This is a genomic window from Flavobacterium sp. P1_E4, assembly GCF_056405915.1.
Genome location: NZ_JBFUBE010000005.1, coordinates 61,896 through 88,602, shown reverse-complemented (window position 1 = coordinate 88,602; position 26,707 = coordinate 61,896). Strand labels below are relative to the sequence as shown.

The 26,707-nt window shown below is 34.3% G+C and carries 22 protein-coding genes; 11 read left to right on the top strand and 11 right to left on the bottom strand.

Going from position 1 to position 26,707, the window contains the following annotated elements; genetic code table 11:
• Positions 1–7: 7 nt before the first annotated feature.
• A complete protein-coding gene (locus AC1DY0_RS06930; protein ID WP_477187909.1) occupies positions 8–475 on the bottom strand; it encodes a type I restriction enzyme HsdR N-terminal domain-containing protein in 468 nt (155 codons plus the stop codon).
• Positions 476–562: 87 nt separating this feature from the next.
• Between AC1DY0_RS06930 and holA the strand changes: the two genes are divergently transcribed.
• The 4 genes from holA to ettA all read left to right on the top strand — a co-directional run bounded on the left by holA (position 563) and on the right by ettA (position 5,589).
• Entirely contained in the window at positions 563–1,567 is a 1,005-nt protein-coding gene (holA, locus tag AC1DY0_RS06925) for a DNA polymerase III subunit delta (RefSeq protein WP_477187908.1), read from the top strand.
• An 11-nt stretch (positions 1,568–1,578) separates the two neighbouring features.
• Positions 1,579–3,597, top strand: a complete 2,019-nt coding sequence (gene pulA, locus AC1DY0_RS06920; RefSeq protein WP_477187907.1) for a type I pullulanase — start codon at positions 1,579–1,581, stop codon at positions 3,595–3,597.
• Positions 3,598–3,666: 69 nt separating this feature from the next.
• A complete protein-coding gene (locus AC1DY0_RS06915; RefSeq protein ID WP_477187906.1) occupies positions 3,667–3,849 on the top strand; it encodes a CAL67264 family membrane protein in 183 nt (60 codons plus the stop codon).
• Between the two features lie 48 nt (positions 3,850–3,897).
• Positions 3,898–5,589, top strand: a complete 1,692-nt coding sequence (gene ettA / locus AC1DY0_RS06910) for an energy-dependent translational throttle protein EttA (RefSeq protein ID WP_477187905.1) — start codon at positions 3,898–3,900, stop codon at positions 5,587–5,589.
• A gap of 449 nt (positions 5,590–6,038) precedes the next feature.
• Here the strand turns inward: ettA and AC1DY0_RS06905 are convergent, their stop codons facing one another.
• The gene (locus AC1DY0_RS06905; protein WP_477187904.1) at positions 6,039–6,455 is read right to left on the bottom strand and encodes a thiol-disulfide oxidoreductase DCC family protein; all 417 of its coding nucleotides are present in this window, start codon (positions 6,453–6,455) and stop codon (positions 6,039–6,041) included.
• 56 nt (positions 6,456–6,511) lie between these two features.
• Positions 6,512–8,677 carry an endonuclease MutS2 gene (locus tag AC1DY0_RS06900; protein ID WP_477187903.1) on the bottom strand — a complete coding sequence of 722 codons (2,166 nt, stop codon included), beginning with the start codon at positions 8,675–8,677 and terminating at the stop codon, positions 6,512–6,514.
• Between the two features lie 410 nt (positions 8,678–9,087).
• Here AC1DY0_RS06900 and ung point away from each other — a divergent pair, with 410 nt between their 5' ends.
• Positions 9,088–9,759, top strand: a complete 672-nt coding sequence (gene ung / locus AC1DY0_RS06895; RefSeq protein WP_477187902.1) for a uracil-DNA glycosylase — start codon at positions 9,088–9,090, stop codon at positions 9,757–9,759.
• A 322-nt stretch (positions 9,760–10,081) separates the two neighbouring features.
• Here the strand turns inward: ung and AC1DY0_RS06890 are convergent, their stop codons facing one another.
• The 7 genes from AC1DY0_RS06890 to AC1DY0_RS06860 form a co-directional block, all read right to left on the bottom strand.
• The gene (locus AC1DY0_RS06890) at positions 10,082–11,014 is read right to left on the bottom strand and encodes a transglutaminase (RefSeq protein ID WP_477187901.1); all 933 of its coding nucleotides are present in this window, start codon (positions 11,012–11,014) and stop codon (positions 10,082–10,084) included.
• 140 nt (positions 11,015–11,154) lie between these two features.
• Positions 11,155–12,279 carry an SDR family oxidoreductase gene (locus tag AC1DY0_RS06885; RefSeq protein WP_477187900.1) on the bottom strand — a complete coding sequence of 375 codons (1,125 nt, stop codon included), beginning with the start codon at positions 12,277–12,279 and terminating at the stop codon, positions 11,155–11,157.
• A gap of 89 nt (positions 12,280–12,368) precedes the next feature.
• Complete coding sequence (locus AC1DY0_RS06880; RefSeq protein WP_477187899.1) at positions 12,369–12,926, bottom strand: hypothetical protein; 558 nt, start codon at positions 12,924–12,926, stop codon at positions 12,369–12,371.
• A 6-nt stretch (positions 12,927–12,932) separates the two neighbouring features.
• Positions 12,933–13,373, bottom strand: coding sequence for a DinB family protein (locus AC1DY0_RS06875; protein WP_477187898.1), 441 nt, complete (start codon positions 13,371–13,373; stop codon positions 12,933–12,935).
• The gene (locus AC1DY0_RS06870; protein ID WP_477187897.1) at positions 13,374–14,249 is read right to left on the bottom strand and encodes a nucleoside phosphorylase; all 876 of its coding nucleotides are present in this window, start codon (positions 14,247–14,249) and stop codon (positions 13,374–13,376) included. It abuts the gene before it with no gap.
• Positions 14,250–14,372: 123 nt separating this feature from the next.
• On the bottom strand, positions 14,373–14,702 hold the full coding sequence (locus tag AC1DY0_RS06865) for a translation initiation factor (protein ID WP_477187896.1): 330 nt from the start codon (positions 14,700–14,702) through the stop codon (positions 14,373–14,375).
• Positions 14,703–14,785: 83 nt separating this feature from the next.
• Positions 14,786–15,736 carry an isopenicillin N synthase family dioxygenase gene (locus AC1DY0_RS06860; RefSeq protein WP_477187895.1) on the bottom strand — a complete coding sequence of 317 codons (951 nt, stop codon included), beginning with the start codon at positions 15,734–15,736 and terminating at the stop codon, positions 14,786–14,788.
• Positions 15,737–15,906: 170 nt separating this feature from the next.
• On the opposite strand from AC1DY0_RS06860, the gene AC1DY0_RS06855 reads away from it, so the two are divergent.
• The gene (locus AC1DY0_RS06855; RefSeq protein WP_477187894.1) at positions 15,907–17,883 is read left to right on the top strand and encodes an alpha-ketoacid dehydrogenase subunit alpha/beta; all 1,977 of its coding nucleotides are present in this window, start codon (positions 15,907–15,909) and stop codon (positions 17,881–17,883) included.
• A gap of 254 nt (positions 17,884–18,137) precedes the next feature.
• On the opposite strand, the gene AC1DY0_RS06850 is transcribed toward AC1DY0_RS06855, so the two are convergent.
• On the bottom strand, positions 18,138–19,838 hold the full coding sequence (locus AC1DY0_RS06850; RefSeq protein ID WP_477187893.1) for a putative transporter: 1,701 nt from the start codon (positions 19,836–19,838) through the stop codon (positions 18,138–18,140).
• Positions 19,839–20,124: 286 nt separating this feature from the next.
• Between AC1DY0_RS06850 and pckA the strand changes: the two genes are divergently transcribed.
• The 5 genes from pckA (at position 20,125) to hisB (ending at position 26,699) form a co-directional block, all read left to right on the top strand.
• Positions 20,125–21,744, top strand: a complete 1,620-nt coding sequence (gene pckA / locus AC1DY0_RS06845; RefSeq protein ID WP_477187892.1) for a phosphoenolpyruvate carboxykinase (ATP) — start codon at positions 20,125–20,127, stop codon at positions 21,742–21,744.
• Between the two features lie 435 nt (positions 21,745–22,179).
• Entirely contained in the window at positions 22,180–23,037 is an 858-nt protein-coding gene (hisG, locus tag AC1DY0_RS06840) for an ATP phosphoribosyltransferase (RefSeq protein WP_477187891.1), read from the top strand.
• An 85-nt stretch (positions 23,038–23,122) separates the two neighbouring features.
• Positions 23,123–24,406 carry a histidinol dehydrogenase gene (hisD, locus tag AC1DY0_RS06835; RefSeq protein ID WP_477187890.1) on the top strand — a complete coding sequence of 428 codons (1,284 nt, stop codon included), beginning with the start codon at positions 23,123–23,125 and terminating at the stop codon, positions 24,404–24,406.
• 105 nt (positions 24,407–24,511) lie between these two features.
• Positions 24,512–25,558: a histidinol-phosphate transaminase gene (gene hisC, locus AC1DY0_RS06830; protein ID WP_477187889.1), complete on the top strand. Its 1,047-nt coding sequence runs from the start codon at positions 24,512–24,514 to the stop codon at positions 25,556–25,558.
• A gap of 4 nt (positions 25,559–25,562) precedes the next feature.
• Positions 25,563–26,699 carry a bifunctional histidinol-phosphatase/imidazoleglycerol-phosphate dehydratase HisB gene (gene hisB / locus AC1DY0_RS06825; RefSeq protein ID WP_477187888.1) on the top strand — a complete coding sequence of 379 codons (1,137 nt, stop codon included), beginning with the start codon at positions 25,563–25,565 and terminating at the stop codon, positions 26,697–26,699.
• The last annotated feature ends 8 nt before the right edge of the window (positions 26,700–26,707 follow it).

Sequence of the window (26,707 nt, the reverse complement as noted above, 5' to 3'; positions counted from 1 at the left end):
CATCTTTCTATTTTCTGTGTTCTAATTTTTCTTCACCATAATTGGGCAATTCTCTCAAAAACTCATATTTCTCATTTTCAAAATCCATTTGACAAAAATAATGATTAAGCCCATTGGTAACCATCAAAAATTCGGCTTCCAAAGTCATATTATATCGAGCAATTTGATCAAAAGTAGCTTGAGCTATTTTAACTTCTGGTGCTTTACATTCGATTAATATAAAAATAGTGCCATTAGGATTAAAAACCACCACATCATAACGCTTCCGCAAACCATTGACCATTAAAACCTTTTCTACATTAATCAGGGATTTTGGATATTTTTTTTCTTCCAATAAAAACTGCACCACATGTTGACGCACCCATTCTTCGGGTGTAAGAATGATGAATTTTTTCCTGATTGCATCAAAAATAGATACTTTATTTTCGCTATTTTTGAAACGAAAACTATAGGAAGGAAAATTGAGTTTTTGCATGAGGCGAAATTAGTTAATTTAGTTTAAAGTTAAAAGTTTCATGTTTTTCAACTTGAAACCTTCAGCTTAAAACTTGAAACATAAAAAATGGACGAAGTTGTAAAGATTGTCAATGATATAAAAGGAGGAAACATCAAACCAATTTATTTTTTGATGGGAGAGGAACCTTATTATATTGACAAATTATCAGAATATATAGAAGCAAATATTTTATCCGAAGAGGAAAAAGGTTTCAATCAGACCGTTTTGTATGGCAGAGATGTTAGTATAGAAGATATTGTTTCCACAGCCAAACGCTACCCTATGATGGCCGATCGACAAGTGGTTATTGTGAAAGAAGCCCAGGAATTATCTAGAACAATTGACAAAATAGAAAGCTATGTTGAGAACCCAATGCCTTCGACTGTTTTAGTATTTTGTTATAAATACAAAACTTTGGACAAACGAAAAAAAGTTACCAAACTTTTAGCCAAAAACGGAATCGTTTACGAAAGCAAAAAACTGTATGAAAATCAGGTAGGGGATTGGATTAAGCGTGTCTTAGCTGGAAAAAAATATACTATTGAACCAAAAGCTTCTGCTATGTTGGTTGAGTTTTTAGGAACTGATTTGAGTAAGATCAATAATGAACTCGAAAAACTGCAAATCATATTGCCTGCCGGAAGTGTTATTTCAGCAAAAGACATAGAAGAAAATATTGGATTCAGTAAAGATTACAATGTATTCGAATTACGAAAAGCCATAGGTGAGCGCAACCAACTGAAAGCCTATAAAATTGCCGAAAACTTTGCCCAAAACCCAAAAGACAATCCATTGGTAATGACAACTGGTTTGGTTTTTGGCTTTTTTATCCAATTATTGAAATACCACGGTTTGAAAGATAAAAATCCTAAAAATGTGGCTTCGGTATTGGGAGTTAATCCTTTTTTTCTAAAGGATTATGACGTGGCTATCAAAAATTATCCCATGAGAAAAGTAAGCCAGATTGTAGCTTCCTTAAGAGATACTGACGTAAAAAGCAAAGGAGTTGGTGCCAACAGTTTGTCACAGGCCGATTTGTTAAGAGAAATGCTTTATAAAATATTTAATTAAACAATTGCATCATGTTTGTTTCTACTAAAAAAATTCATTTCATAATTGGTTTACTTCTCACAGTTCAATTTGCTATGCCACAAAATTCAAAAATAAACACCATTCAATATCCCTCTTTTGATGCCTATCCCGTTTATTTGAAAGATGATTTAGGAGTTTCATATACTGTAAATCAAACAACAGTCAAACTTTGGAGCCCTAATGTTGAAGAAACCAAAATCAATCTTTACAAACAAGGGAACGGAGGTGATGCCATAGCTACTAAAAGTTTAGATTACGACTCGAAAACCGGAGTCTGGCAAATTATTTTAGACGGTAATTATCATAATACCTATTATACGTTACAAGTAAAAAACAAAGGAAACTGGTCTAAAGAAATGCCCGATCCTTATGCAAAAGGCGTTGGCGTAAACGGAAATCGAGGTTTAATCTTCGATCCAAAACAAACGAATCCTTCAAACTGGAAAACCGACAAACAACCTCCTTTAAAATCTGTTTCAGACATTATATTGTACGAAGCTCACGTACGAGATTTTTCTATTGACCCTTCATCAGGCATAAAAAACAAAGGGAAATTTTTAGGTCTAACAGAAAAAAATACGAAAAACACTTTTGGAGAAGCAACAGGATTAGACCATTTACAGGAATTAGGAATTACCCATTTGCATTTACTTCCTGTATTTGATTACAAATCTGTTGATGAAAACACATTAGATAAAAATCAATACAATTGGGGATATGATCCGCAGAATTACAACTCTTTAGAAGGATCGTATTCAACAAATCCTTTTGATGGATTAGTGCGCATGCAGGAATACAAACAAATGGTTTTGGCTTTGCATGAAGCCAAAATTCGTCTCATAATGGATGTGGTTTATAATCACACCAGCTCCACTGATATTTTTGACCAATTGATTCCTGGTTATTACTACAGAAGTTGGCCTGATGGAAAACGCTCTGATGCTACGGCCTGTGGGAATGAATTTGCCTCTGACCGAATTATGGCTAGACAATTTATGCTGGAATCACTTAAATATTGGGTAAAAGAATATCATGTTGATGGATTCCGATTTGACTTAATGGCCGTGCACGATATTGAAACAATGAATGCTATTTCGGCAGAATTAAAGAAAATTGATCCAAGCATTTTTCTTTATGGTGAGGGGTGGACAGCTGGTGACTCACCTTTGCCAATAGAAAAAAGAGCGTTAAAAAACAATGTGAAAAAATTAAATGACATTTCGGTTTTTTCAGATGACATTAGGGATGGAGTAAAAGGACATTGGTCTAATGTTACCGAAAAAGGTTTTGTAAGCGGAAATCCAAATTACAAAGAAGTAATTCAATTCGGAATTGTAGCTTCCACGAATCATCCTCAAATAAAATATGATCCTAAAAGAAGTTATGCACAATTCCCATATGCTGACAGCCCTACAAAAGTTATTGGTTATGTATCTTGTCACGATAACAACACTTTGTATGATAAACTAAAAATAGCTAACCCAAAAGCAACCGAAAAAGAATTGGTGCAAATGGACAAATTAGCTAATACCATCATTTTGACTTCACAAAGTATTCCTTTTCTACATATGGGAGTAGAAATGAAGCGAACCAAAATGGGAGTTGAGAACTCTTATAAATCACCAGACAGCATTAATAAAATAGATTGGAACTGGAAACACGATAATAAAGAATTAGTTCAATACTACGAAAACCTTATTGCGTTAAGAAACAATCATCCAGCATTCAAAATGACATCCGAAAAGATGATTCAAGAGCATTTAGAATTTTTAACAATAAATGATTTCTTATTAGTTGGATATACTTTAAAAAACAATGCTAATGGCGACAAATGGAAAAACATCAGAGTCTATTTTAATGGAGATGAAAAAGAAGCAAAACAAACCATTGAAGGAACTTGGAAAATGATTTGCAATGGCGAAATTATAAACCAAAATGGCATTGAAACCATTAAAAATCAATCAATAACAATTCCAAGCAGAAGTGCGGTAATTTTGTATCAGGAATAGCTATTTTAATTAAAAAATGTTCTAAAAAATACCGATATTTGCACCTCTCTAAAAACAAATACCACAATTATGGGAATGAATAAAAATACTATTTTAGGATGGGCTACTCTTATAATGATACTTATGGGATTATTGCTTATCGGATTAGGCGCCTTTAAATATAGAGATGTTTCAGGTTGGGGATTTGCCGCAGTTGGAATTKGATTTTTCTCCATTGCCTGGGTATTTAGCTCTTTAAAAGGGCGATTGTAATTTACATTAGAAACCAATAATTAATCACATAAATTAAAACATTTTAATATGTCAGACGATAAGAAAGTAATTTTCTCAATGCAAAAATTGAGTAAAACCTATCAGGGAGCAGATAAACCTGTACTTAAAAATATTTATTTGAGTTTCTTTTACGGAGCCAAAATTGGTATTCTAGGTCTAAATGGTTCTGGAAAATCTTCTCTTTTAAAGATTATAGCAGGAGTTGACAAAAACTATCAAGGAGATGTTGTTTTTCAACCTGGTTATACTGTAGGTTATTTGGAACAAGAACCAATTCTTGATGATTCTAAAACGGTTATCGAAATTGTTCGTGAAGGTGCTGCCGAAACAATGGCAGTTTTGGAAGAATACAACAAAATCAATGATTTATTTGGTCTTGAGGAAAACTATTCTGATCCAGACAAAATGGATAAATTGATGGATCGCCAAGCTGCATTGCAGGACAAAATTGATGCTCTTGGTGCTTGGGAAATCGATACAAAGTTAGAAATCGCAATGGATGCGTTGCGCACGCCAGAAGGAGATACACCTATTAAAAACCTTTCAGGAGGGGAGCGTCGCCGTGTGGCTTTATGTCGTTTGTTATTGCAACAACCGGATGTATTGCTTCTGGATGAGCCTACGAATCACTTGGATGCTGAGTCTGTACTTTGGTTAGAGCAACATTTAGCACAATATTCAGGAACTGTAATTGCTGTAACACACGATAGATATTTCTTGGATAACGTTGCAGGTTGGATTTTGGAATTGGATAGAGGTGAAGGTATTCCTTGGAAAGGAAATTATTCTTCTTGGTTAGACCAAAAATCAAGCAGAATGGCATTGGAAGAAAAAGTGGCTTCAAAGCGTCGTAAGAATTTAGAGCGTGAGTTGGACTGGGTTCGTCAAGGTGCAAAAGGCCGTCAAACCAAACAAAAAGCACGTTTACAGAACTACGATAAACTTTTGAATGAAGACCAAAAACAATTGGACGAAAACTTGGAAATCTACATTCCGAATGGTCCAAGATTAGGTACAAATGTTATCGAAGCCAAGAATGTAGCCAAAGCTTTTGGAGATAAATTATTATACGACAACTTGAACTTTACGTTGCCACAAGCAGGAATTGTTGGAATTATCGGACCAAACGGTGCTGGTAAATCTACTATTTTCAAAATGATTATGGGAGAGCAAGCTACTGATAGCGGTGAATTCTCAGTTGGTGATACAGTGAAAATCGCATATGTTGATCAAGCACACTCTAATATTGATCCAAATAAATCCATTTGGGAAAACTTTGCCGATGGACAGGAATTGATTATGATGGGTGGAAAACAAGTAAACTCAAGAGCTTATTTATCAAGATTTAATTTTGGAGGTGGTGAGCAAAACAAGAAAGTATCGATGCTTTCTGGTGGTGAGCGTAACCGTTTGCACTTGGCAATGACTTTGAAAGAAGAAGGAAACGTATTGTTACTGGATGAGCCTACGAATGATTTGGACGTAAACACGCTTCGTGCACTTGAGGAAGGTTTAGAGAATTTCGCAGGTTGTGCCGTAGTGATTTCGCACGACAGATGGTTCTTGGACAGAATCTGTACACACATTCTAGCTTTCGAAGGTGATTCTGAAGTGTATTATTTCGAAGGTGGATTCTCTGATTATGAAGAAAACAAGAAGAAACGTTTAGGTGGAGATTTAACTCCAAAACGATTGAAATACAGAAAATTAATTAGATAAAACAATTAATTCAAATAACCAAAAAGCCTCAAATTCTATTGTAATTTGAGGCTTTTTTTTAGGAGCTATTTCCCGCTATTCACTTCAATCTTTATGGTTTTAAAGAAAAACCATAAAGGATTTCCGTTGCTATCAGGGCTAGGGCATTTCTTTTCATTACTAAATTTTCATTCAATTTCTATAAAACATAAAAGAGGATGTCCACAGAAAGGCACCCTCTTTTTTTTTAGACAAAAAAAACTAATCATTTCATTTTTTCAGAATTCGTCATCTTCATCACAGCTTCAATTTAAACCAATAATTACCAATCCGAAAACAACTACCATTATAAACGTATCGCTTTCACTATGAATAAAGAGGCAAATTTCTTAAAAAAATTAAATATTAAGATGTGTCAAATTTATGATATCAATACGTGTAAATAGATGACATTTATCATGAAAGCAAAATTATTCTAAAAATTTTATTTTTAATTCAGGACTTGGAATCATACAACTTTCTTTCTTGCCATACCATCCGTATCTATTCCTCGCTATGTAGTCATATAGGTAGTTCCTTATTCCTGTTGGAATAATTTTAAAAACTGTTACAAACGAAAATAAACCATCCAAACTTCTAGCAATTTGCAAAGCTGCATCCGACTTGTAATAGTAGGCGATTCCCGGTTCATATAAAACAATGCTGTCAATGTTTTTGGCATCAATTCCAATGTATGCAAGGATTTCTTGACCCAATTCTGATTGTAGTGCCACAAATCGGAAAGTATCTTTTTTGTCGTGTTTAATCACGAATTGCACTGCTGAATTGCAAAGATTGCAAACGCCGTCGAAAAGGATAATTTTTTTATTGGGAGAAAGATTTTGCATTATTTTCTATTTGCCCGTCATTTTGTTACTGAATACTAAAATCTGCCAACTGATTACTACTTCTTAGCCGCCTCAACAAACTCCAAATCATCCAAACTCACTTTAGAAGTAAACAGTCCATAATTGACAACTGCTTTATTTTTCTCAATCTTATCAATGCTTCCAACTGATTTTCCGTCCAGCATTCGCACTCTGTCACCCACTTTTAGAATAGGTCTTGGCTTTTCTATAACTGGTTTTAATTTCTTTTCTTTCTTTTCCTTGCGGATTTCTTCCACAACAACGGTAACCTCCTCGATAATTTCCTTTTTCTTCTGGATAATCGCTTTGGCTTCTTTTGGAGTGGCTTTCTTGCGCTTGGAATTTTCTATTTCAACAATCTTCAAAAACTCACCAATCAAGTCTTTTTTGTTTTTATTATTGAAATACTTCTCGGCGATATCCTCTATTTTTTGACCAATGTAAATCGTCTTTTGATTGCTATCGTACAATTCCTGATAGCTTTCCAGTTTTTGCTTGATTTTGACATTAATATCTTCCATTTTCTTGCTCTCTTCACGCGCTCGAGTCTCTTCCTCTTTGAGGTTTGTGGACGTTTTTTCCAATTTCGAGCGTTCTTTTTGCAAGTTTGCTATTGTTTTGTCAAAACGAACTTTTCCTATCTCAATCTTCTTTTTGGCTCTATTGATTAAGCTAAAAGGGATTCCGTTTTTCAAGGCCACTTCAAAAGTAAAAGAGCTTCCTGCCTGTCCCAAGACCAATTTGTACATCGGTTCTAATGATTTTTCATCAAATAACATGTTGGCATTGGTAGCAAAAGGTAATTCATTAGCCAAAATTTTTAAGTTCGAATAATGCGTAGTGATTAATCCGAATGCTTCTCTATGATAAAACTCTTCCAAGAAGATTTCGGCCAAAGCACCTCCCAATTCAGGATCGGAACCTGTACCAAATTCATCTATCAAAAACATGGTTTTCTTGTTGCACTTCTTCAAAAAGTAGTTCATGTTCTTCAAACGGTAACTATAAGTACTTAAGTGATTTTCAATAGATTGATTATCTCCAATATCTGTAAGTATTCGATCAAAAAGAAATGTTTCACTGCGTTCGTGAACAGGAATCAACATACCCGATTGCAACATCAATTGCAATAAACCAACGGTTTTCATCGAGATGGTTTTACCTCCGGCATTAGGCCCAGAAATAACAATTATTCTATTTTCCTGACTTAATTCAATTGTTTGTGGGTGTGTAACTTCCTTTTTCTGCTTGTTGTTCAAATACAAAATAGGATGATAGGCCTCTCTGAAATAAAGACGACGTTCCTCGGTAATAGTTGGCAAAATTCCATTGATTTTATTGGCGTATTTTGCTTTGGCAGCAATCACATCAATATCGCTCAGGAAATCCTGATACTGAATCAATAAAGGCAAGAAAGGACGAACTGCATTCGATAACTGCTTTAGAATTCTTGTGATTTCCTCTTTTTCCTCATATTCCAAGTTACTAAGCTCACGAGAATATTTAAGTGTATTTTCAGGCTCTATGTAAGCGATACTTCCAGTTTTGGAACTTCCAAGTATTGAACCTTTTACTTTTCGTCTATACATTGCCAATACGGCCAAAACACGACGGTTTTGCACAAAACTCTCTTTGATATCATCCAGATAGCCCAAACTATTGTATTGTGTCAAAGCCGAACCGAAACTTTGATTCACTTTTCCGCGAACCAAATTCATTTCTCTACGTATCTCCAAAAGTCGGGGAGAAGCATTGTCTTTTATCTCTCCATATTTATCCACCACTGCATCTACAAGCGTGATAATTTCTTTGGTAAGTTGAATCCCGGAACCTTTGGCACAAAGATTTGGGTAATAATCATTGAATTTGTTTAAAAACGTCAAAAGAACATTTGTCGTTTCTGAAATTGTGGCAATTTTTCTAAAGCCACCCACTTCCAGAAAACTGTCTTCGATGGCGAGAAATTTTATTTCGTATGTAATAGCATCAAAGCCGTGATTTGGGATAGCATTATTATTCTGGAAAGAGGAAACATACTCTGAAGTTTGCAATAATGCAGCCATCAAAGATTCTTTATCTCTAAAAGGAGTAATTTCCAAGGCTTTTTGTTTTCCAATATCAGTATTGCATATTTCGGAAATCGTTTCGAGAACCGTAGGAAATTGTAAATCTTGTAACGTTTTTTCGGTAATGGAGATCATTTAATAATTTGATTTTACGCTACAAAAATAAGGTTATTTAAGAAAGAAACATAGTGTTATTTCGCAGAGATTATAATAGAATAAATACAGCACAAAAAGCCCTCCAAAGCAAATAATACCCTGTTCGAAGATTGCAATTGGGAGTCCGAAGTATGTATCAAGCGGTTCGAAACTCGTATCAGGAACACGAAAGACCGCAACAGGAAGACGGAAGACTATAACAGGGAGACGGAAGACCGCATCAGGCTGACGGAAGCTCGTGTCAGGCATACGGAAGACCGCAACAGGGAGACGGAAGCTCGTATCAGGGCATTATTTTCTCTTCTGATGCCTTATTTTAGTGAGAGTTGTCATTAGAATATGCAAACTCATTTAAATCTTCATGTATCTTTGCGAAATAACTTTTGAATATGAACCTCAACTTAAATCCTTCCTGGCAAACTATTTTATCAGACGAAATAGAGAAACCTTATTTTCTTGAATTGATGGATACTGTTGACCAAGAATATCAAAATTCGGTTTGTTTTCCTCCAAAAGAGTTGATTTTTTCTGCTTTCAATAATTGTTCTTTTGAAAATATAAAAGTGGTCATTATCGGCCAAGATCCTTATCATGGTGATGGCGAAGCCAATGGCTTATCATTTTCGGTGAATGATTCGGTTAGAATTCCACCTTCGTTGCGGAATATTTTCAGGGAATTAACAACCGATTTGGATTCTATTTTTATGCCGAGTTCTGGAAATTTGGAATCTTGGGCCAAACAAGGTGTTTTATTGCTCAACGCATCATTAACGGTGAGAAAAGACAACCCAAACAGCCACAAACACCTTAAATGGAATATTTTTACTGACGCTGTTATTCAAAAAATATCGGAGGAGAAAGAGAATGTGATTTTTATGTTATGGGGAAGCTTTGCACAAAAAAAAGGATCAAAAATTAATCGGGAAAAACATTTCGTTTTAGAATCAGGACATCCTTCACCTATGAGTGCCAATCAAGGGAAATGGTTTGGGAATAGACATTTCAGTCAAGCAAATTTGTATTTAGAGCAGAATAATTTAGGGAAGATTGATTGGTTGTAGCTTTTACCCCCAATATTGTCTTTCCGACGGAGGAGGAATCTCTATAATATTATTCGCCAAAGTGAGACAAAAACATCTTTTTTATTTAGATTGTGGAGTTACTTGCGGAGATCCCTCTTTCATCGGGATGACAATATTACGGCAAGGTTAATCTATAAATATTAGTTGAAAAATTACAATAAACATCTTGGTCTCGAGTGAGGGATAGAAGCAAGCTACCGAAATAGCGCGAATAGCCCGACCCCGTTGAGAAAAGGGGCGTATAAGCGATGCTATAAATAAGCCCCTTTTCTCAACGGGGGCACTCCCACATAAATTTTATTTACTCCAATGTCAAAGCTCCCAATATTTCTTCGGATAAAAAGGGGCCTCCGGGGTATTTTGCTGTATAATCTAGATTTAACCAGACTTGATTGTGCTCGTCAATATGATAATTGAGGGGTTTATGGTTACTTTCCTGTGGAAATAATATATTTTTTATCAGGTAGTTCACTTTTTCAAGATCACTTCTGTTTCCGATTAAAATTTCAGGATAGATATGGCCTTTGGTGTGAATCAGTCTTGGTGTACCGCCAATTGAGCGTATGCAGGCGGCCATCAAAATGGAATGATCATCACAATCTCCCGAAAAATAAAGCAACGATTCGTGTGCTGTTGCGATATAATCTCCATTTTTGGGATCGTTTACATAATTCCACCGGCTATTGATTTCTTTGAATACAGCAAAACACTGGATTAAATTTCTGTAATCAGGATAGCCTTTAATGTGCTTAAAATGTTTTGTTGTTGCCATTATCGCAAAGTTTCTCACCTTTGGATTCTCATATTCGATTGCTCTTAAAATCTCATCTTTATTGGGGAATGGCAGTAATTTAGCAATAATAATATCCTGTGGAAACGGATTATTATTCATTGAATACAGCATCGAATTGTAATCGTCGAATACAGAATTGAAATTAAAATTCCCAAACAAACTTCCATAAATAAGCATCAATAAATAAAGTGCTATACAAATTATACTTATAGTTCGTAATGCGTATAAAATGCCATAAACTGCAGCAAAAACGAAAATAAAAAGCAATATTCGATCAAGACCAAAATACCATAGTGGATCAATTAAATTTTGGTGAAGAACTATAAATAAAGGAATTGTAATAAGAATACTTAAAAGAAAGATAACAAAACTATCCCAAGGCTTTTTCAACTGAAACTTGGACTTTACTTGATGAAAATTCGTTTTGTTAAGTTGTATCATAATACCCAAAAGTAGGGACTTGGATTGCTTTTTTTAAGTTACTAAGATACTAAGTTTCTTAGTAACTAAGTTTTTTTTTAGTTACTAAGTTTTTACAAAGTTGCTAAGGTACTGAGGTACTAAGTTTCTAAGCAACTTACTTAAACATTAATATCCTTAAAATCATTCAAAATGGCATAGCGAATCATATTGGTAAATGCCTCATTGTCCAATTTTGGGATTTCAAGAATCGAATTCAGCAAAGTAGTATCGTATTCGTTGGGATTGGTAATAAAATAAGGTTTTAAATGCTTACCGATGCTTTCGTAATACAGTTTTTCGATAGTGTTTTTATATTTGAAATCCAGTGGATTTTTGATCAAAGTAAAATTCGTATAACCCACTTCTTTCATAATCAACTGCAGGCCTTTCACTATATTGAAGCTTTTGTCGTTTACAATATTTAATTGCTCGATGTCGTCACGCTCAAAAGTGTTTACAATTACTTTGGACACATAATCAACTGGAATAATATTTAAACCTGTTTCTTCATTGATGATGAAACGTACATTTTCCTGTTCTCCTTTTCGCTGTGAAGTAAAGTGGAAGAACTTGGCCAAAAGATAAAAAACCATATATTTTGGAATAAAATAAGGACTTTCGGTTCCCAACATTTTACCTCCAATGACACTTGGTCTCAGAATCTGGAATGGCAACCCTAATTTTTTGCATTCTTTTGCAATGTAATTCTCCGAATGAAATTTAGCATCCTCATAAGCATTTCGATGCTCAGGGGTAAAATCTAAATTATGGAAATCATTATCAATCAATCCACCGCGGATTCCTGAAGAAAATGCAGTTCCTATGTAAATGAATTTCTTTATAAAGGGGTGAAAAGTCTTGAAAAGTGTTTTGGTTATTTTGGCATTTTCATCAAAAATTTTCTCTTTTAGATTTTCATCTGTAGACAGATTAACATAACCTGCAGAGTGGATAAAGTATGCTCCTTTTATTTTTTCGGAAAAAGTATCCTGAAGATTCGCCAAATCCGAATCTATAATTTCAATATATTCATATAGCTTTTCCAAACCAGTTTTTCGCAAAATCTGAGGAGTGTAATCACTTGTCAAAAGTTCATTAACACGATCAATGGCGCTAACTTTTCCTTTGTTTCTGGCAATAATAAAAAGTTTTCCGTTATTGTTTTGTTTTATAAAAAGCTCCAGAATATCATACATAATATGCGATCCCAAAACTCCAGTTGCTCCAGTAAGTATTATTTTCATTGGTATATTTTTCAAATTGCAAAGATAGTTTTAAAAAAAGAATGAGGAAGTTTAAAAAGAATACTTCCATAAGGCGTATGTTATAAATATTACTGAGACAAAAAAGCAATGCATTGTTCTCGAATAGTCCATAATTGGCCGAAAGTAATTGTAGCATTTGAGTTGGACAACCAATTTTTAATGAAGTTTTGATGATAGTCAATTTTGAATTCTCCTACTTGATAAGGTTCTATTTCAATTTCTTCCAATATATCCTTTTCGATTTTAGTAAAATCCGATTTAGGTGTAGTACAATCAACACGTACCTCATCGATTTTTAAATAACAATGGGCTTCTGGGATGAAATCAATATTGTTATCGGAAAGTATAGTTCCAATTTTGGTATTGCTTTCATTCATCTTATAAATTCCAATGATAAGTTTGATGTTTGGAATTTTATTTTGATTAGCCACTTCCTTTAGAAATGCATGTTTGGAACTACATGTTCCTTTGTTCTCTTTTAAAACCAAAGACAAATCTTCACGATTGGCGTTTCGTCCGTAAGGTATGTTTTTAACATAAAACAATAAATCTTCCCAAGAGTAAATTCCTGAGTTTTTCAACTGTTGCGTGAGAACATCTGAAGAAGAAAGTGAGGTAGAAATCATTTAATCTTAATTCAAAATCTGATTAATATGGTATTCTAAATGTTCAACATAATCAGTCATTAAAAATTTTAAATCAATTATAGATTGATCACTCAAAATGATTTGATAATTGAGTGTCTTTTCATCAACGTTTTTAAAAATTCTAACTATTTGCTTATTTAGCGAAAGCCAAAGCTGTGTCAATTCATTAATATCCATTGTTTGATATTGATTTAAATGAACTAAATCAGTTTGACTATAAGGCCTATGATGATATGGTTTTTCGACATAATTTATTTCGGTAAATCGAACCAAATTATGAACCGCCGAATCAACTAAATGTCCTAAAATTTCTTTTTTTGACCATTTACCCGGATTTTTTGCCTCTAAAATAGTGTTTTCAATAGCCAACAAATTGATACTACTATCGTTAAGCAATTGCTCAAATTTAAAGATTGTATTTTGCATCTAAATATTATTTGAAAGTTTATCTAAAGTATATTCAATCAATTCATCAACAGCTTTGTATGGATCACTACTAAAAGTTCCGTTGGCACGGTTGGCAATAATCGCATTTAAAGATAATGCTTGATGTCCCAATAGAGCCGAAAGACCATAAATAGCGGATGTTTCCATCTCAAGGTTGGTAATTCGATTTCCTTCGAAAAGGAAATTATCCATTTTGGAATTCAATGTTGAATCTTGGATATTCAAACGCAAAACCCTTCCTTGTGGACCATAAAAACCACCTGCAGTTGCTGTGATTCCTTTGTGCATTTTATCACTTTCTATTCTTTTTTCCAATATTGAAGAACAGGGAACAACAACAGGCCTTCCTTTTCGCAAATCCCAATTGGTGTGTTCAATAAATGCATTTTCCATCTCAACATTAGAAACAGCATCAACCAAATAGGAGCGAAGCATATTGTCAAGTCCCAAGCCAAATTGAGACATAACAAAACTATCCACAGGAATATTGGCGTGCAAAGAACCCGAGGTTCCTATTCGGATAATGTTTAATGAGGTTAACTTTTCTTTTGGTTTTCTGGTTTCCAAATCTATATTGACAAGTGCATCCAATTCGTTGATGACAATATCAATATTGTCTGGGCCAATTCCGGTAGACATTACCGTTAAGCGTTTGCCTTTGTAAGTTCCGGTTTGAGTTTTGAATTCCCTTTTTTGGGTAGAAAATTCAATAGAATCAAAATGTTTGGTAATTTTTGCCACTCGATCTTGATCGCCCACAAAAATAATATCGTGAGCAATATGTTCGGGTTTCAAATTAAGGTGATACACACTCCCGTCAGGATTGAGTATTAATTCGGATTGTTGAATAGCCATTTTTTTTAGTTTAAAATTGTTTAAAGTTTAAGGTTGTTTAAAAGTTTAAATTGTTTAAGTTTTAACATTGTTTAATATTATAACAACTTTAAACCTTAAACTTTAAACCATTTTAAACTTTTCCTATCCTCCAACACGTTTTACTTTAAAACCTTTTTCTTTTAAAATAGTCATTATTTTATCACGATAATCACCTTGGATAATTATAGAATCATCTTTAAAAGTACCGCCAACACTCAATTTGGTTTTGATTTCTTTGGCCAAGATTTTAAAATCTTCGTCAGTTCCTTCGTAACCTTCAATTATAGTGGTCGCTTTACCTTTTCTTTTTTCGAATTTACAAATCATAGGTTCTTTTTGAACATATAATTCGTGTGCTTCTTTTTCGATTGCTTCTTCCGGAGACATTTCATGGTCTGGAAAAAGATTCTTCAATTGGTCCTGTAAATCCATATTTTCAAATTATAAAAAACCAAATTCCAAATTCCAAAAGTGTATCATTGGAATTTGGAATTTTGGTTTTGGAATTTTATTTCTTACTTCTTAATTAAACCTAAATCAACTAGGCGTTCGTACAAATAATCTCCCGCAGTAATATCCTCGAATTTTTTAGGATTTTCGGCGTCGATACAGTTTTCCAAACAGTTTAATTTCATATCACTCACTGGGTGCATAAAAAACGGAATAGAATAACGCGATGTTCCCCATAATTCTCTTGGTGGATTAACTACCTGATGAATTGTAGATTTTAGTTTGTTATTGGTATGACGGGATAACATATCACCCACATTAATTACCAATTCATCTGGTTCTGCAATTGCATCAATCCAATCACCATTATGGTTTTGAACCTGTAATCCTTTACCTTGGGCTCCCATCAACAAAGTAATCAAGTTGATATCGCCATGAGCTGCTGCCCTAATGGCATTCTCTGGCTCAGATGTAATAGGAGGGTAATGAATTGGTCTTAGGATTGAATTACCATCTTTGGCATATTCGTCAAAATAAAATTCATCCAATCCAAGATGCAATGCCAAAGCTCTCAACACATAAACACCTGTTTTTTCAAGCATTTGGTAAGCTTCTTTACCTACAACATTAAAACGTGGCAATTCTTTTACCTCTACATTATCTGGATATTCCGAAGCATATTTTGAATCTTCGTCCACATACTGTCCAAAATGCCAAAATTCTTTTAAATCCCCTTCTTTACGTCCTTTGGCATGCTCTTTTCCAAAAGAAACATAACCTCTTTGTCCGCCAATTCCAGGAATTTCATAGCTGTGTTTTGTTTCTAATGGCAACGAAAAGAAATTTCTAATTTCGCCATACAATTCATCAACTAATTGATCGTTTAAAAAATGCCCTTTGAGCGCTACGAAGCCTATATCTTCGAATGCACTTCCGATTTCATTTACAAATTTTTGTTTACGTTTCGGGTCGTCCGAAAGGAAATCACGCAAGTCAACACTAGGAATGTTTTGCATATTATGTATGTATTTAATACTTTAGAAGTCTTAAACTTCGTATGAGCAAAGATAAAAAATAAAATAGATAAGTTATTTTAAAAATTATTGACGATTTTAAATAATATAACAATTTACAATTAAACTGTTATATTTATATATCTTTGAGATACTCACCAAATACTACTAAAATGAATTTTGATAAAAAGAATCTATCTAACGATACCTTACTAGATCTATATAAAAGAATTCTCAAACCAAGACTGGTTGAAGAAAAAATGTTAATCCTTATTAGACAGGGAAAAGTGTCCAAATGGTTTTCCGGCATAGGACAAGAGGCTATTTCAGTTGGTATTACCGCGGTTTTGGACGCAGATGAATACATTCTACCTATGCACCGCAACTTAGGTGTATTTACAGGAAGAGACATTCCATTACATCGTTTATTTTCACAATGGCAAGGCAAAGCCAATGGTTTTACAAAAGGGAGAGACCGAAGTTTTCACTTTGGAACACAGCTTTATAAAATTATCGGAATGATTTCGCACCTGGGGCCACAAATGGGTGTCGCCGATGGAATAGCATTAGCAAATAAACTACAGAAAAACGGAAAAGTTACGGCAGTTTTCACTGGAGAAGGGGCAACAAGTGAAGGTGATTTTCATGAAGCCTTAAATATTGCTGCAGTTTGGGATTTGCCTGTTCTCTTTATAATTGAAAATAATGGATACGGATTATCTACTCCAACCAACGAACAATACCGTTGCGAAAACCTTGCCGACAAAGGAATAGGCTACGGAATCGAAAGTCACATCGTTGACGGGAATAACATATTGGAAGTTTTTAATTTGTTGACCGAATTAAAAGCATCGATGATTGAGAATCCACGACCAATTTTATTGGAATTCAAAACGTTCAGAATGCGAGGACATGAAGAGGCGAGTGGCACTAAATATGTTCCTCAAGAATTAATGGATTTATGGGCAGCAAAAGACCCTGTAGATAATTACAGAAGTTATTTGTACCTAAACAACATCCTTACTAGAGAACATGATGACGAGATACAACATGAAATCAAAAAAGATATCGATGAAAGTTGGGCTATAGCCAATGCCGAACCAGAAATAGTTCCCACTTACGATGGAGAACTAAATGATGTTTACAAGCCCTATGTTCATGAAGAGTTTCATCCGAATGCAGAAGTAGAGAATATTCGCTTTATAGACGCCATTTCCAGCAGTTTACGTCAATCAATGGAACGACATGAAAAATCGGTTATTATGGGACAAGACATTGCAGAATACGGTGGTGCTTTTAAAATAACAGATGGTTTTGTTGCACAATTTGGCAAAGACCGTGTTCGAAATACTCCCATTTGCGAAAGCGCAGTAGTTTCTACAGCAATGGGATTGTCCATTAATGGATATAAAGCGATTGTCGAAATGCAATTTGCCGATTTTGTATCCACTGGATTCAACCCAATCGTTAATTTATTGGCCAAATCACATTACCGCTGGTTGGAAAAAGCGGATGTGGTTGTTAGAATGCCTTGTGGAGGCGGAACTCAGGCGGGACCTTTTCATTCTCAAACCAATGAAGCCTGGTTTACCAAAACTCCTGGTTTAAAAGTCGTTTATCCAGCCTTTCCTTATGATGTCAAAGGTTTGCTGAATGCTTCAATCAATGACCCAAACCCTGTTCTTTTCTTCGAACATAAACAACTATATAGAAGTTTGTCCCAAGACGTCCCTACACATTATTACACCATTCCCTTGGGAAAAGCGGCTTTGCTAAAAGAAGGAAATGATGTTACGATCATCTCTTTTGGGGCTGCAGTACACTGGGCTTTGGAAACTTTAGACAAAAATCCTGAAATAAAAGCAGATGTATTGGATTTAAGAACCCTTCAACCTTTGGATACAGAAGCGATTTACACCTCGGTTAAAAAGACCGGGAAAGTGATTATTTATCAAGAAGATTCTATGTTTGGTGGTGTTGCCAGCGATATTTCGGCTTTGATTATGGAAAATTGTTTTGAATACTTGGATGCTCCTGTAAAACGAGTGGCGAGTTTGGATTCTCCAATTCCGTTTACAAAGGCACTGGAAGATCAGTATTTGCCGAAAGGAAGGTTTGAAACCGAATTAAAAGCACTTTTAGAGTATTAATTTAAAGTATTAAAAAGAATTAGGGCGAGACCCCATTATGGCAAGTGGGCTACTTTTCATACCGCTCATTCGCCCACTTGTCATAATGGAGTCGGGCTATACGCGCTACTTTGGTAGCTAGCTTCTATCCCTCTCGCAATCCAGTTTTCATAACAAAATTTATTTGAATTTCATATTTACCAAAGATTCATAAAAAAGAGGTTGTCTAAATAGATATAGACAACCTCTTTTGGTAGAAATAAACACAAAATTCATCAACTCGCAAACAGAAGAATAAGCAACTGTGCCACCAATATCCTGCTGATAGTTACTAACGGATAAACAGTAGCATATGATTGATTAGGTATATCAGAATCTAAATATTTGGTGCTAAAAGCCAATGCGGCTGGATCGGTATAGGAACCACTCATAATACCAACCATTTGATAAAAATTAAGCTTGAACACAAATCGGCTAATTAATACCAATATGATTAATGGTATAAAAGTGATATAACAGCCATAATAAATCCACATCCATCCATCATTTGCAATGAAATTATCATAGAAACCATGACCCGCTTTAATACCAACCGCTGCGAAGAATAGGCAAATTCCAAAATCCTTCATAAAATGAATTGCTCCGTTATTGATATACGAATGAATTACGCCAACACCTCCATATCTACTGATAAATAATGCGGCCAAAAGCGGTCCCGCAGCCAATCCTAATTTTAAGGGAACGGGTAGAGAAGGAATCATTATCGGAATTGAACCTATGATAACCCCAAAAATCAACCCTCCGAAAAGGGAAAGAAAATCGGGTTCCAAAAGTATTTTTTTTGAATTTCCTATAATATTTTCAGCTTCTTGAATTGCTTCTTTACTTCCTACTACCAATAAAGTATCTCCATAATAAAGCTCCAATGTAGGCTGTGCCAAAATTTCTAATCCAGAACGAACTACGCGAGTAACTTTTAACCCAAATTGATTGTATAAATCCAATTGTGCCAATGTTTTATGAGTTGCAGTTTTTTTAGTAACACTAAGGATTTTGGTTGTAACATCATCTTCCGATTCAATGAATAAATCCGTAGATACTTTTCCAACAATATCAATAAATTTATTAATATCCTTTTGTTTAGCCACAACCATCAAAACGTCTTTTTCTTTTATTACAGAATCTAATGAAGGAGAAAATACCGCTTTGGTTCCGCTTTGCTTTTGTCTGGAAATAATCACATCCTCAATGTGGAATTCCTTAAATACTTGACGAATTGTTTTACCTACTATATTAGACTGTGTAACTCTACATTTTTTGCGAACAATTTTATTTTCAGAATCTTTATTTTTTTCATTAAGTAAAATAACTTCATTTGATAAATCAATCTTTAAAATATTTTTGGATAAAATTATAATTAATATAATTCYAAAAACACCAATCGGATATGTAATGGCATAAGCAATGGCTGGATCTGAAAAGTGATCCACAGGAAGATTCAATTGCTTTTGAATTTCGATCAAAGTAGATTTGGCTGCTCCCAAACCAGGAGTATTTGTAACTGACCCAGACATTAATCCAACAGCATTTTCAATTTTTACATTAACAATCAAATGAATTAAATAGGTAATAATTCCTCCTAAAAAAACAGTTCCAACACCCAAAGCATTAAAAATCAACCCTTCTTTTTTAAACGAAGAAAAAAAACTGGGGCCAACTTGAATACCAATACCGTAAACGAACAGTATTAAACCAAATTCCCGTACGAATTGAATTAATTCCGCATCCATACTGAAGCCTAAATGACCTATATAAAGACCTACAAACATTACCGCAGACACCCCAAGCGAAACACTGCCTATTTTGAGTTTTCCTGCAAAAAAGCCAACACTGATTGCCATGAACAATACAATTAAAGACTGCGTCATTTCCGGGGTCTCAGTCGGGGTAAACAATATTTTAAACCAATCAAACATAATATTATATTTTAGTTGTGAATAATGATGTAAATAAATTAATAATTTTGTTACTTTAATATGATAAAAATCAGTTTTGACTTACTTTAATACTAAGAATCAACTCGTTAACAAAAATTAATAACTCTTAAAAAAATATCTTTCTAACTACTTGTAAAACAACGCAAAAGCGAAAACGTTTGCGTATATTTTTTTGATAAACATGATAAAAATCAGTTTTTTTCTTTGATAGCTGGAGTACATTTGATAAAGAAATTAACACATCAAATTACATAAATTTATAACCATGAAAAACATCAAAATTATTCAGGAATTACACAATTTAGGAATCACAGGATACCATGAAGTTGTATACAACCCTTCTTATGAAGAACTATTCAAAGCAGAAGTTTCTAATAAAAGAAAAGGATATGAAAAAGGTGCTTTGACAGATACTGGTGCAGTTGCAGTAAAAACAGGAGTTTTTACAGGTCGTTCTCCTAAAGACAGATATATTGTTAAAGACTCAGTTTCAAAAGACACCATCTACTGGGATGATAAAGTAAATTTCCCAACAACTCAAGGAATTTACGATGAGTTGAAAGGGCTAGTTCTAAAACAACTTTCAACTTCACCTAAATTATACGTAGTTGACGCTTATTGCGGAACAAATGTTGATACAAGACTTAAAGTACGTTTTGTTATGGAAGTGGCTTGGCAAGCACACTTTGTAACCAATATGTTTATCAGACCTTCAAATTACGAGTTGGAAAACTTTGGACAACCAGATTTCATTGTAATGAACGGTTCAAAAACAGTAAACCCAAATTGGAGAGAACAAGGTTTAAACTCTGAAAACTTCGTAGTATTTAACCTTACTGAAAAAATCCAAATTATCGGAGGAACTTGGTACGGTGGTGAAATGAAAAAAGGTATGTTCTCAATGATGAACTACTACTTGCCACTAAAAGGAATGGCTTCAATGCACTGTTCTGCTAACGTAGGTGAAAAAGGAGATGTTGCTGTATTCTTCGGACTTTCAGGAACAGGAAAAACTACACTTTCTGCAGACCCAAAAAGATACTTAATTGGTGATGATGAGCACGGATGGGATAACAATGGAGTATTTAACTATGAAGGAGGTTGTTATGCTAAAGTAATTGATTTATCAGAAGAAAACGAACCAGATATCTGGAGAGCTATCAAAAGAGATGCATTATTAGAAAATGTAATCGTTGATGAGTACGGAGAAATTGATTACTACGATCACTCAATCACTGAGAATTCAAGAGTTTCTTACCCAATTTACCATATTAACAAAATTGTATTGCCATCTAAAGCTGGACACGCAAGCAAAATCATTTATCTTTCTGCTGATGCATTTGGAGTATTGCCTCCAGTATCTATCTTAGATGAAGATCAAGCTCAATACCACTTCTTATGCGGATATACTTCAAAATTAGCAGGAACTGAAAGAGGAATCACTTCTCCAGAACCATCTTTCTCTCCAGCATTTGGCGAAGCTTTCTTAACATTACACCCAACAATGTATTCTAAAACATTAATTGGAAAAATGAAAGAACACGGAGCAAAAGCATACTTAGTAAACACAGGTTGGAACGGAACAGGAAAAAGAATTTCTCTTAAAAACACAAGAGCCATCATTGATGCCATAATCAACAGTGAGATCGATGCTGCAGAAACAAGAACTATTCCATTCTTGAATTTGACTATCCCAACTGCATTGACAAATGTTAGTGAAGGAATCCTTGATCCAAGAGATACATATAAAAATACTGATGAATGGGAAAGTAAAGCAAAAGATTTATCAGAACGTTACATTAAAAATTTCGAACAATATACTGATACTGAAGAAGGAAAACGTTTAGTCGCTGCGGGACCTTCTTTGGAAGCAGTTTTAAATTAGTAGGTTACTAATAATTATTTTTAGGTTGGTTACACACCTGTTAATACTGCATAAAAAACAGCATTAGCAGGTGTTTTATTATTTTAATTTAAAAGACGATCTAAGATTAATTAGTTTTATGACAATTCAATAAACGCACTCATTTTTGGTTTTTTAATTTAACAAATAATTATTGAAACGTTAAAATAAAAATTGGATTGTAATTGATTTATCCTCTATATTTGCAAAAGAAACAAAGAGTTATCTAATTTTATAAAGTTATGTTATCAATTCAATTACATCATCATCATTCTCATAATTGCTCTCAAGCGATGTGTTAATGGTATGCGTGTAAATCACAATAATCTAAACCCGTTTGAGTACATCAAACGGGTTTTTTATTACCTATTCTTTGTACTCAAGCATTAATTTAAACTACAAACTAAAAAACTAAAAATGAGTACACTTAAAATTGCAATTCAAAAATCAGGACGTTTAAACGAAGAAAGCATCCAAATACTAAAAGACGCGGGCATCTCAATCGATAATGGAATAGATCAACTAAAAGCAGAAGCTTCCAATTTTCCTTTAGAAGTTTTATATTTGAGAAATTCAGATATTCCCCAATATTTAATTGACGGAGTGGTTGATATTGCCATTGTTGGAGATAATTTATTGGTTGAAAAAGGAAAAAAAATTGAAGTCATTCAAAAATTAGGGTTTTCAAAATGTAAAGTTTCTGTAGCGGTGCCTAAAGCATTTGATTACAAATCCGTTGAAGATTTAGAAGGAATGCGAATTGCAACTTCTTATCCTAATACAGTTATTGATTTTTTTAGTTCTAAAGGAGTAACAGTTGACATTCACCAAATATCCGGTTCGGTAGAAATTGCTCCAAATATTGGTTTGGCAGATGCAATTGTAGATATTGTTTCCAGCGGAAGTACTTTATTTAAAAATAATTTAAAAGAAGTTGAGGTTATTTTTAAAAGTGAAGCAGTTTTAGCGGTTTCTCCAAAAGTGAGTCCTGAATCCCAAAAAATAATTGACACATTAAAATTCAGAATCGAATCAGTATTAAGAGCTAGAAAATCAAAATACATTCTGATGAATATTCCAAATGACAAAATTGATGCAGTTGGAAAAATCCTTCCTGTATTACGAAGCTTAACCGTTTTACCATTGGCACAAGAAGGATGGAGTAGTGTACACTCTGTAATTGACAAAGATACTTTCTGGGAAGTAATCGACCGCTTGAAAGAAGTTGGTGCCGAAGGAATTTTAGTTTGTCCTATTGAAAAAATGGTTCTTTAAAAAGCTTAAAGCTTTTATACTAGAAAAATTAAATATATTTCAAATTGCTTACAGCTTATAGCTTATAGCATAAAGCATAAAAAAAATGAATAAAATATATAACCCAAAACCAGAAACTTGGTCAGCAATTTTAGAAAGACCAACTAAAACAGTTGATGATATTGAAGCAACTGTAAAAGGGATTTTCAAGGAAGTACAGTCAAAAGGTGATTTTGCTGTTGCAAAATATACATCTCTTTTTGATGGAGCTTCAGTTCCTGATTTAGAAGTTTCCCAAACCGAAATAGCAACTGCAATTGCAACTATTTCCAAAGAATTAAAAGAAGCCATTCAATTGGCAAAATCAAATATTGAAAAATTTCACGCTGCCCAAAAAACGAATCGCATAGTAGTGGAAACCATCGAAGGTGTGAATTGCTGGCAAGAAAAAAGACCAATCCAAAAAATCGGTTTATACATTCCAGGCGGAACAGCTCCTTTGTTTTCAACTGTATTAATGTTGGCGGTACCAGCAAATCTTGCAGGTTGCAGCGAAATCGTATTATGCTCTCCTCCAGATAAAAATGGAAACATCAATCCAGCCATTTTATATGCCGCTTATTTATGTGGTGTAACAAAAATTTTGAAAGTAGGAGGGATTCAAGCCATTGCTGGTATGACTTTTGGAACTGTAAGCATTCCGAAAGTGTATAAAATATTTGGTCCTGGAAACCAATTTGTAACCGTTGCCAAACAATTGGCTACACAATTTGGTGTTGCCATCGATATGCCTGCGGGTCCATCAGAATTGTTGATTGTAGCAGATGAAACCGCTATTCCTGCTTTTGTTGCTTCCGATTTACTATCACAAGCAGAACACGGTACGGACAGTCAAGTAATTTTAGTTTCTACTTCAAAAGAATTGATTGATGAGGTTGAAAAAGAAATCCAATCTCAAATGGACGTTCTACCCCGAAAAGCTATTGCTGAAAAAGCCATTGCCAATTCAAAATTGATTTTTGTAGAAAATGATACTATTGCTTTGGAATTAATCAATGAATACGGGCCGGAACATTTTATTATTTGTACCAAAGACGAAGCTTTCTATATAGATAATATTGCCAATGCAGGCTCTGTCTTCATTGGAAATTATACTCCAGAAAGTGCGGGAGATTACGCATCAGGAACCAATCATACCTTGCCAACGAACGGTTATGCCAAAAATTATAGTGGAGTGAACCTTGATAGTTTCACCAAATCGATGACTTTCCAAAAAATTTCTGAAAAAGGAATACAAAATATTGGTTCGGCGATTGAAATTATGGCAGAAGCCGAAGGACTACAAGCCCACAAAAATGCAGTTACTTTGAGATTGAATAGCTTAGAATAGAGAAAAGAGTCAAGAAGCAAGATTATAAGAAGAATAAAATTGAGGAATTGAATATCAAGTCTTTAATCTAGTATCTTTCTTCTTTCGTCTAAAAAAATAAAGAAAATGACAAATATTTTTAATTTAGATAGTTTAGTTCGTGACAACGTAAAGGTTTTAAAGCCTTATTCGTCAGCGAGAGATGAATTTGAAGATTTCGACACTGCTGATATGGTTTTTTTGGATGCCAATGAAAATCCATTCAACAATGGAGTAAATCGTTATCCTGATCCTCAACAAGCTTCAGTAAAAAGCATATTAGCAAAGCAAAATAAAGTAAATCCGAACCAAATGCTATTAGGAAACGGTAGTGATGAGGTACTGGATTTGATTTTTAGAGCGTTTTGCGAACCGAAAGTTGATAACGTGATTACTTTACCACCTACTTACGGAATGTATGGTGTTTTGGCTAATATCAATGCGGTAGAAAATAGAGAAATATTGCTTTCAACCGATTTTCAACCTCAAATTGAAAAAATCTTTAAAGCAATAGATGACAATACCAAAATGATCTTTTTGTGTTCACCAAATAACCCAACAGGGAATTCATTTTCGGAAGATAGTGTGACCACTTTATTGGAGCATTTTAATGGTTTGATCGTGATTGACGAAGCCTATATCGATTTTTCAGAAAAAGAAAGTTGGTTGCAAAAAATAGATCAATACCCTAATTTGATTATCACGCAGACACTTTCAAAAGCGTATGGTTTGGCTGGAATTCGTTTGGGAATTTGTTATGCTTCATCAGAAATAATCTCGGTTTTAAGCAAAATAAAACCACCTTACAATGTCAACGAATTAACTCAAAGAAGAGCTTTAGAAAGATTGGATAACACCAATGCGATAAAATCTGAAATCGAAGCAATTGTTAGACATAGAGAATATTTACTTAAAGTTTTACTTGACATAAAATACGTTGAAAAAATCTATCCTACTGAGGCTAATTTTATCTTGATTAAAGTAGATGACGCCAATAAAAGATACGATGATTTGATTGCCAAAGGAATCGTAATCCGTAATAGAACAACTCAGCCATTATGTGATAATTGTTTGCGTTTGACTATTGGAACAGAAGAAGAAAATAAAAAATTAATTGAGGCATTAATAGCTTAAGAAAATGAAGAAAGTACTTTTTATAGATCGTGACGGAACAATTGTTTTAGAACCGGAAGGATATCAATTAGACAGTTTAGAAAAATTGGAATTTTATCCAAAAGCGTTTCAATATTTGGCAAAAATAGCCAAAGAAATGGATTATGAATTGGTTATGGTTACTAATCAGGATGGATTGGGAACTGACAGTTTTCCAGAAGACACCTTTTGGCCTACGCAAAACTTTATCTTGAGAGCTTTTGAAAACGAAGGAGTTCTTTTTGATGACATTTTTGTGGATCGTTCTTTTCCGGAAGACAATGCCCCAACCCGTAAGCCAAGAACTGGAATGTTGACCAAGTACATTGACAATCCTGACTATGATTTAGCCAATTCATTTGTTTTAGGTGATCGAATTACCGATGTTGAATTAGCCAAGAACTTAGGAGCAAAAGCTATTTTTATGAAATCAGAAGATGATTTAGGAGTCGCTGAAATATCAAGTAAAAAAGAAGAACTGGATGAAGTAATTGTCTTGCAATCTACCGACTGGAAAGCTATTTATGAGTTTTTGAAACTTGAAGCACGTTCAGCATCGATTACAAGAAAAACCAATGAAACCGATATTTACATCAACCTGAACTTAGATGGAACAGGAAAAAGCAAAATAGAAACCGGAATTGCTTTTTTTGATCATATGCTTGACCAAATTGCGCGTCACGGCCAAATGGACTTGGAAATTTTGGTAAAAGGAGATTTAGAAGTTGATGAACACCACACAATTGAAGACACTGCTATTGCGTTAGGAGAAGTTTTTGCCAAAGCATTGGGTAATAAATTAGGTATTGAGCGTTATGGCTTTTGTTTACCAATGGACGACTGCCTATCTCAGGTAGCCATTGATTTTGGTGGAAGAAACTGGCTGGTTTGGGAAACCGAATTCAAACGTGAAATGGTAGGTAAAATGCCAACAGAGATGTTTTATCATTTCTTTAAATCATTTTCTGACGGAGCTAAAGCCAACATCAACATCAAAGCGGAAGGAACAAATGAACATCACAAAATCGAAGCCATCTTTAAAGCTTTTGCGAAAGCGATAAAAGTAGCCGTAAAACGCGATACTGAGAAAATGATTTTGCCATCAACAAAGGGAATGCTTTAATAACACCA

Bases quoted from the DNA above. Each gene is read 5' to 3' on its own strand.
- AC1DY0_RS06930 (WP_477187909.1), bottom strand. From the start codon at position 475: ATGCAAAAACTCAATTTTCCTTCCTATAGTTTTCGTTTCAAAAATAGC.
- holA (WP_477187908.1), top strand. From the start codon at position 563: ATGGACGAAGTTGTAAAGATTGTCAATGATATAAAAGGAGGAAACATC.
- pulA (WP_477187907.1), top strand. From the start codon at position 1,579: ATGTTTGTTTCTACTAAAAAAATTCATTTCATAATTGGTTTACTTCTC.
- ettA (WP_477187905.1), top strand. From the start codon at position 3,898: ATGTCAGACGATAAGAAAGTAATTTTCTCAATGCAAAAATTGAGTAAA.
- AC1DY0_RS06905 (WP_477187904.1), bottom strand. From the start codon at position 6,455: ATGCAAAATCTTTCTCCCAATAAAAAAATTATCCTTTTCGACGGCGTT.
- AC1DY0_RS06900 (WP_477187903.1), bottom strand. From the start codon at position 8,677: ATGATCTCCATTACCGAAAAAACGTTACAAGATTTACAATTTCCTACG.
- ung (WP_477187902.1), top strand. From the start codon at position 9,088: ATGAACCTCAACTTAAATCCTTCCTGGCAAACTATTTTATCAGACGAA.
- AC1DY0_RS06890 (WP_477187901.1), bottom strand. From the start codon at position 11,014: ATGATACAACTTAACAAAACGAATTTTCATCAAGTAAAGTCCAAGTTT.
- AC1DY0_RS06885 (WP_477187900.1), bottom strand. From the start codon at position 12,279: ATGAAAATAATACTTACTGGAGCAACTGGAGTTTTGGGATCGCATATT.
- AC1DY0_RS06880 (WP_477187899.1), bottom strand. From the start codon at position 12,926: ATGATTTCTACCTCACTTTCTTCTTCAGATGTTCTCACGCAACAGTTG.
- AC1DY0_RS06875 (WP_477187898.1), bottom strand. From the start codon at position 13,373: ATGCAAAATACAATCTTTAAATTTGAGCAATTGCTTAACGATAGTAGT.
- AC1DY0_RS06870 (WP_477187897.1), bottom strand. From the start codon at position 14,249: ATGGCTATTCAACAATCCGAATTAATACTCAATCCTGACGGGAGTGTG.
- AC1DY0_RS06865 (WP_477187896.1), bottom strand. From the start codon at position 14,702: ATGGATTTACAGGACCAATTGAAGAATCTTTTTCCAGACCATGAAATG.
- AC1DY0_RS06860 (WP_477187895.1), bottom strand. From the start codon at position 15,736: ATGCAAAACATTCCTAGTGTTGACTTGCGTGATTTCCTTTCGGACGAC.
- AC1DY0_RS06855 (WP_477187894.1), top strand. From the start codon at position 15,907: ATGAATTTTGATAAAAAGAATCTATCTAACGATACCTTACTAGATCTA.
- pckA (WP_477187892.1), top strand. From the start codon at position 20,125: ATGAAAAACATCAAAATTATTCAGGAATTACACAATTTAGGAATCACA.
- hisG (WP_477187891.1), top strand. From the start codon at position 22,180: ATGAGTACACTTAAAATTGCAATTCAAAAATCAGGACGTTTAAACGAA.
- hisD (WP_477187890.1), top strand. From the start codon at position 23,123: ATGAATAAAATATATAACCCAAAACCAGAAACTTGGTCAGCAATTTTA.
- hisC (WP_477187889.1), top strand. From the start codon at position 24,512: ATGACAAATATTTTTAATTTAGATAGTTTAGTTCGTGACAACGTAAAG.
- hisB (WP_477187888.1), top strand. From the start codon at position 25,563: ATGAAGAAAGTACTTTTTATAGATCGTGACGGAACAATTGTTTTAGAA.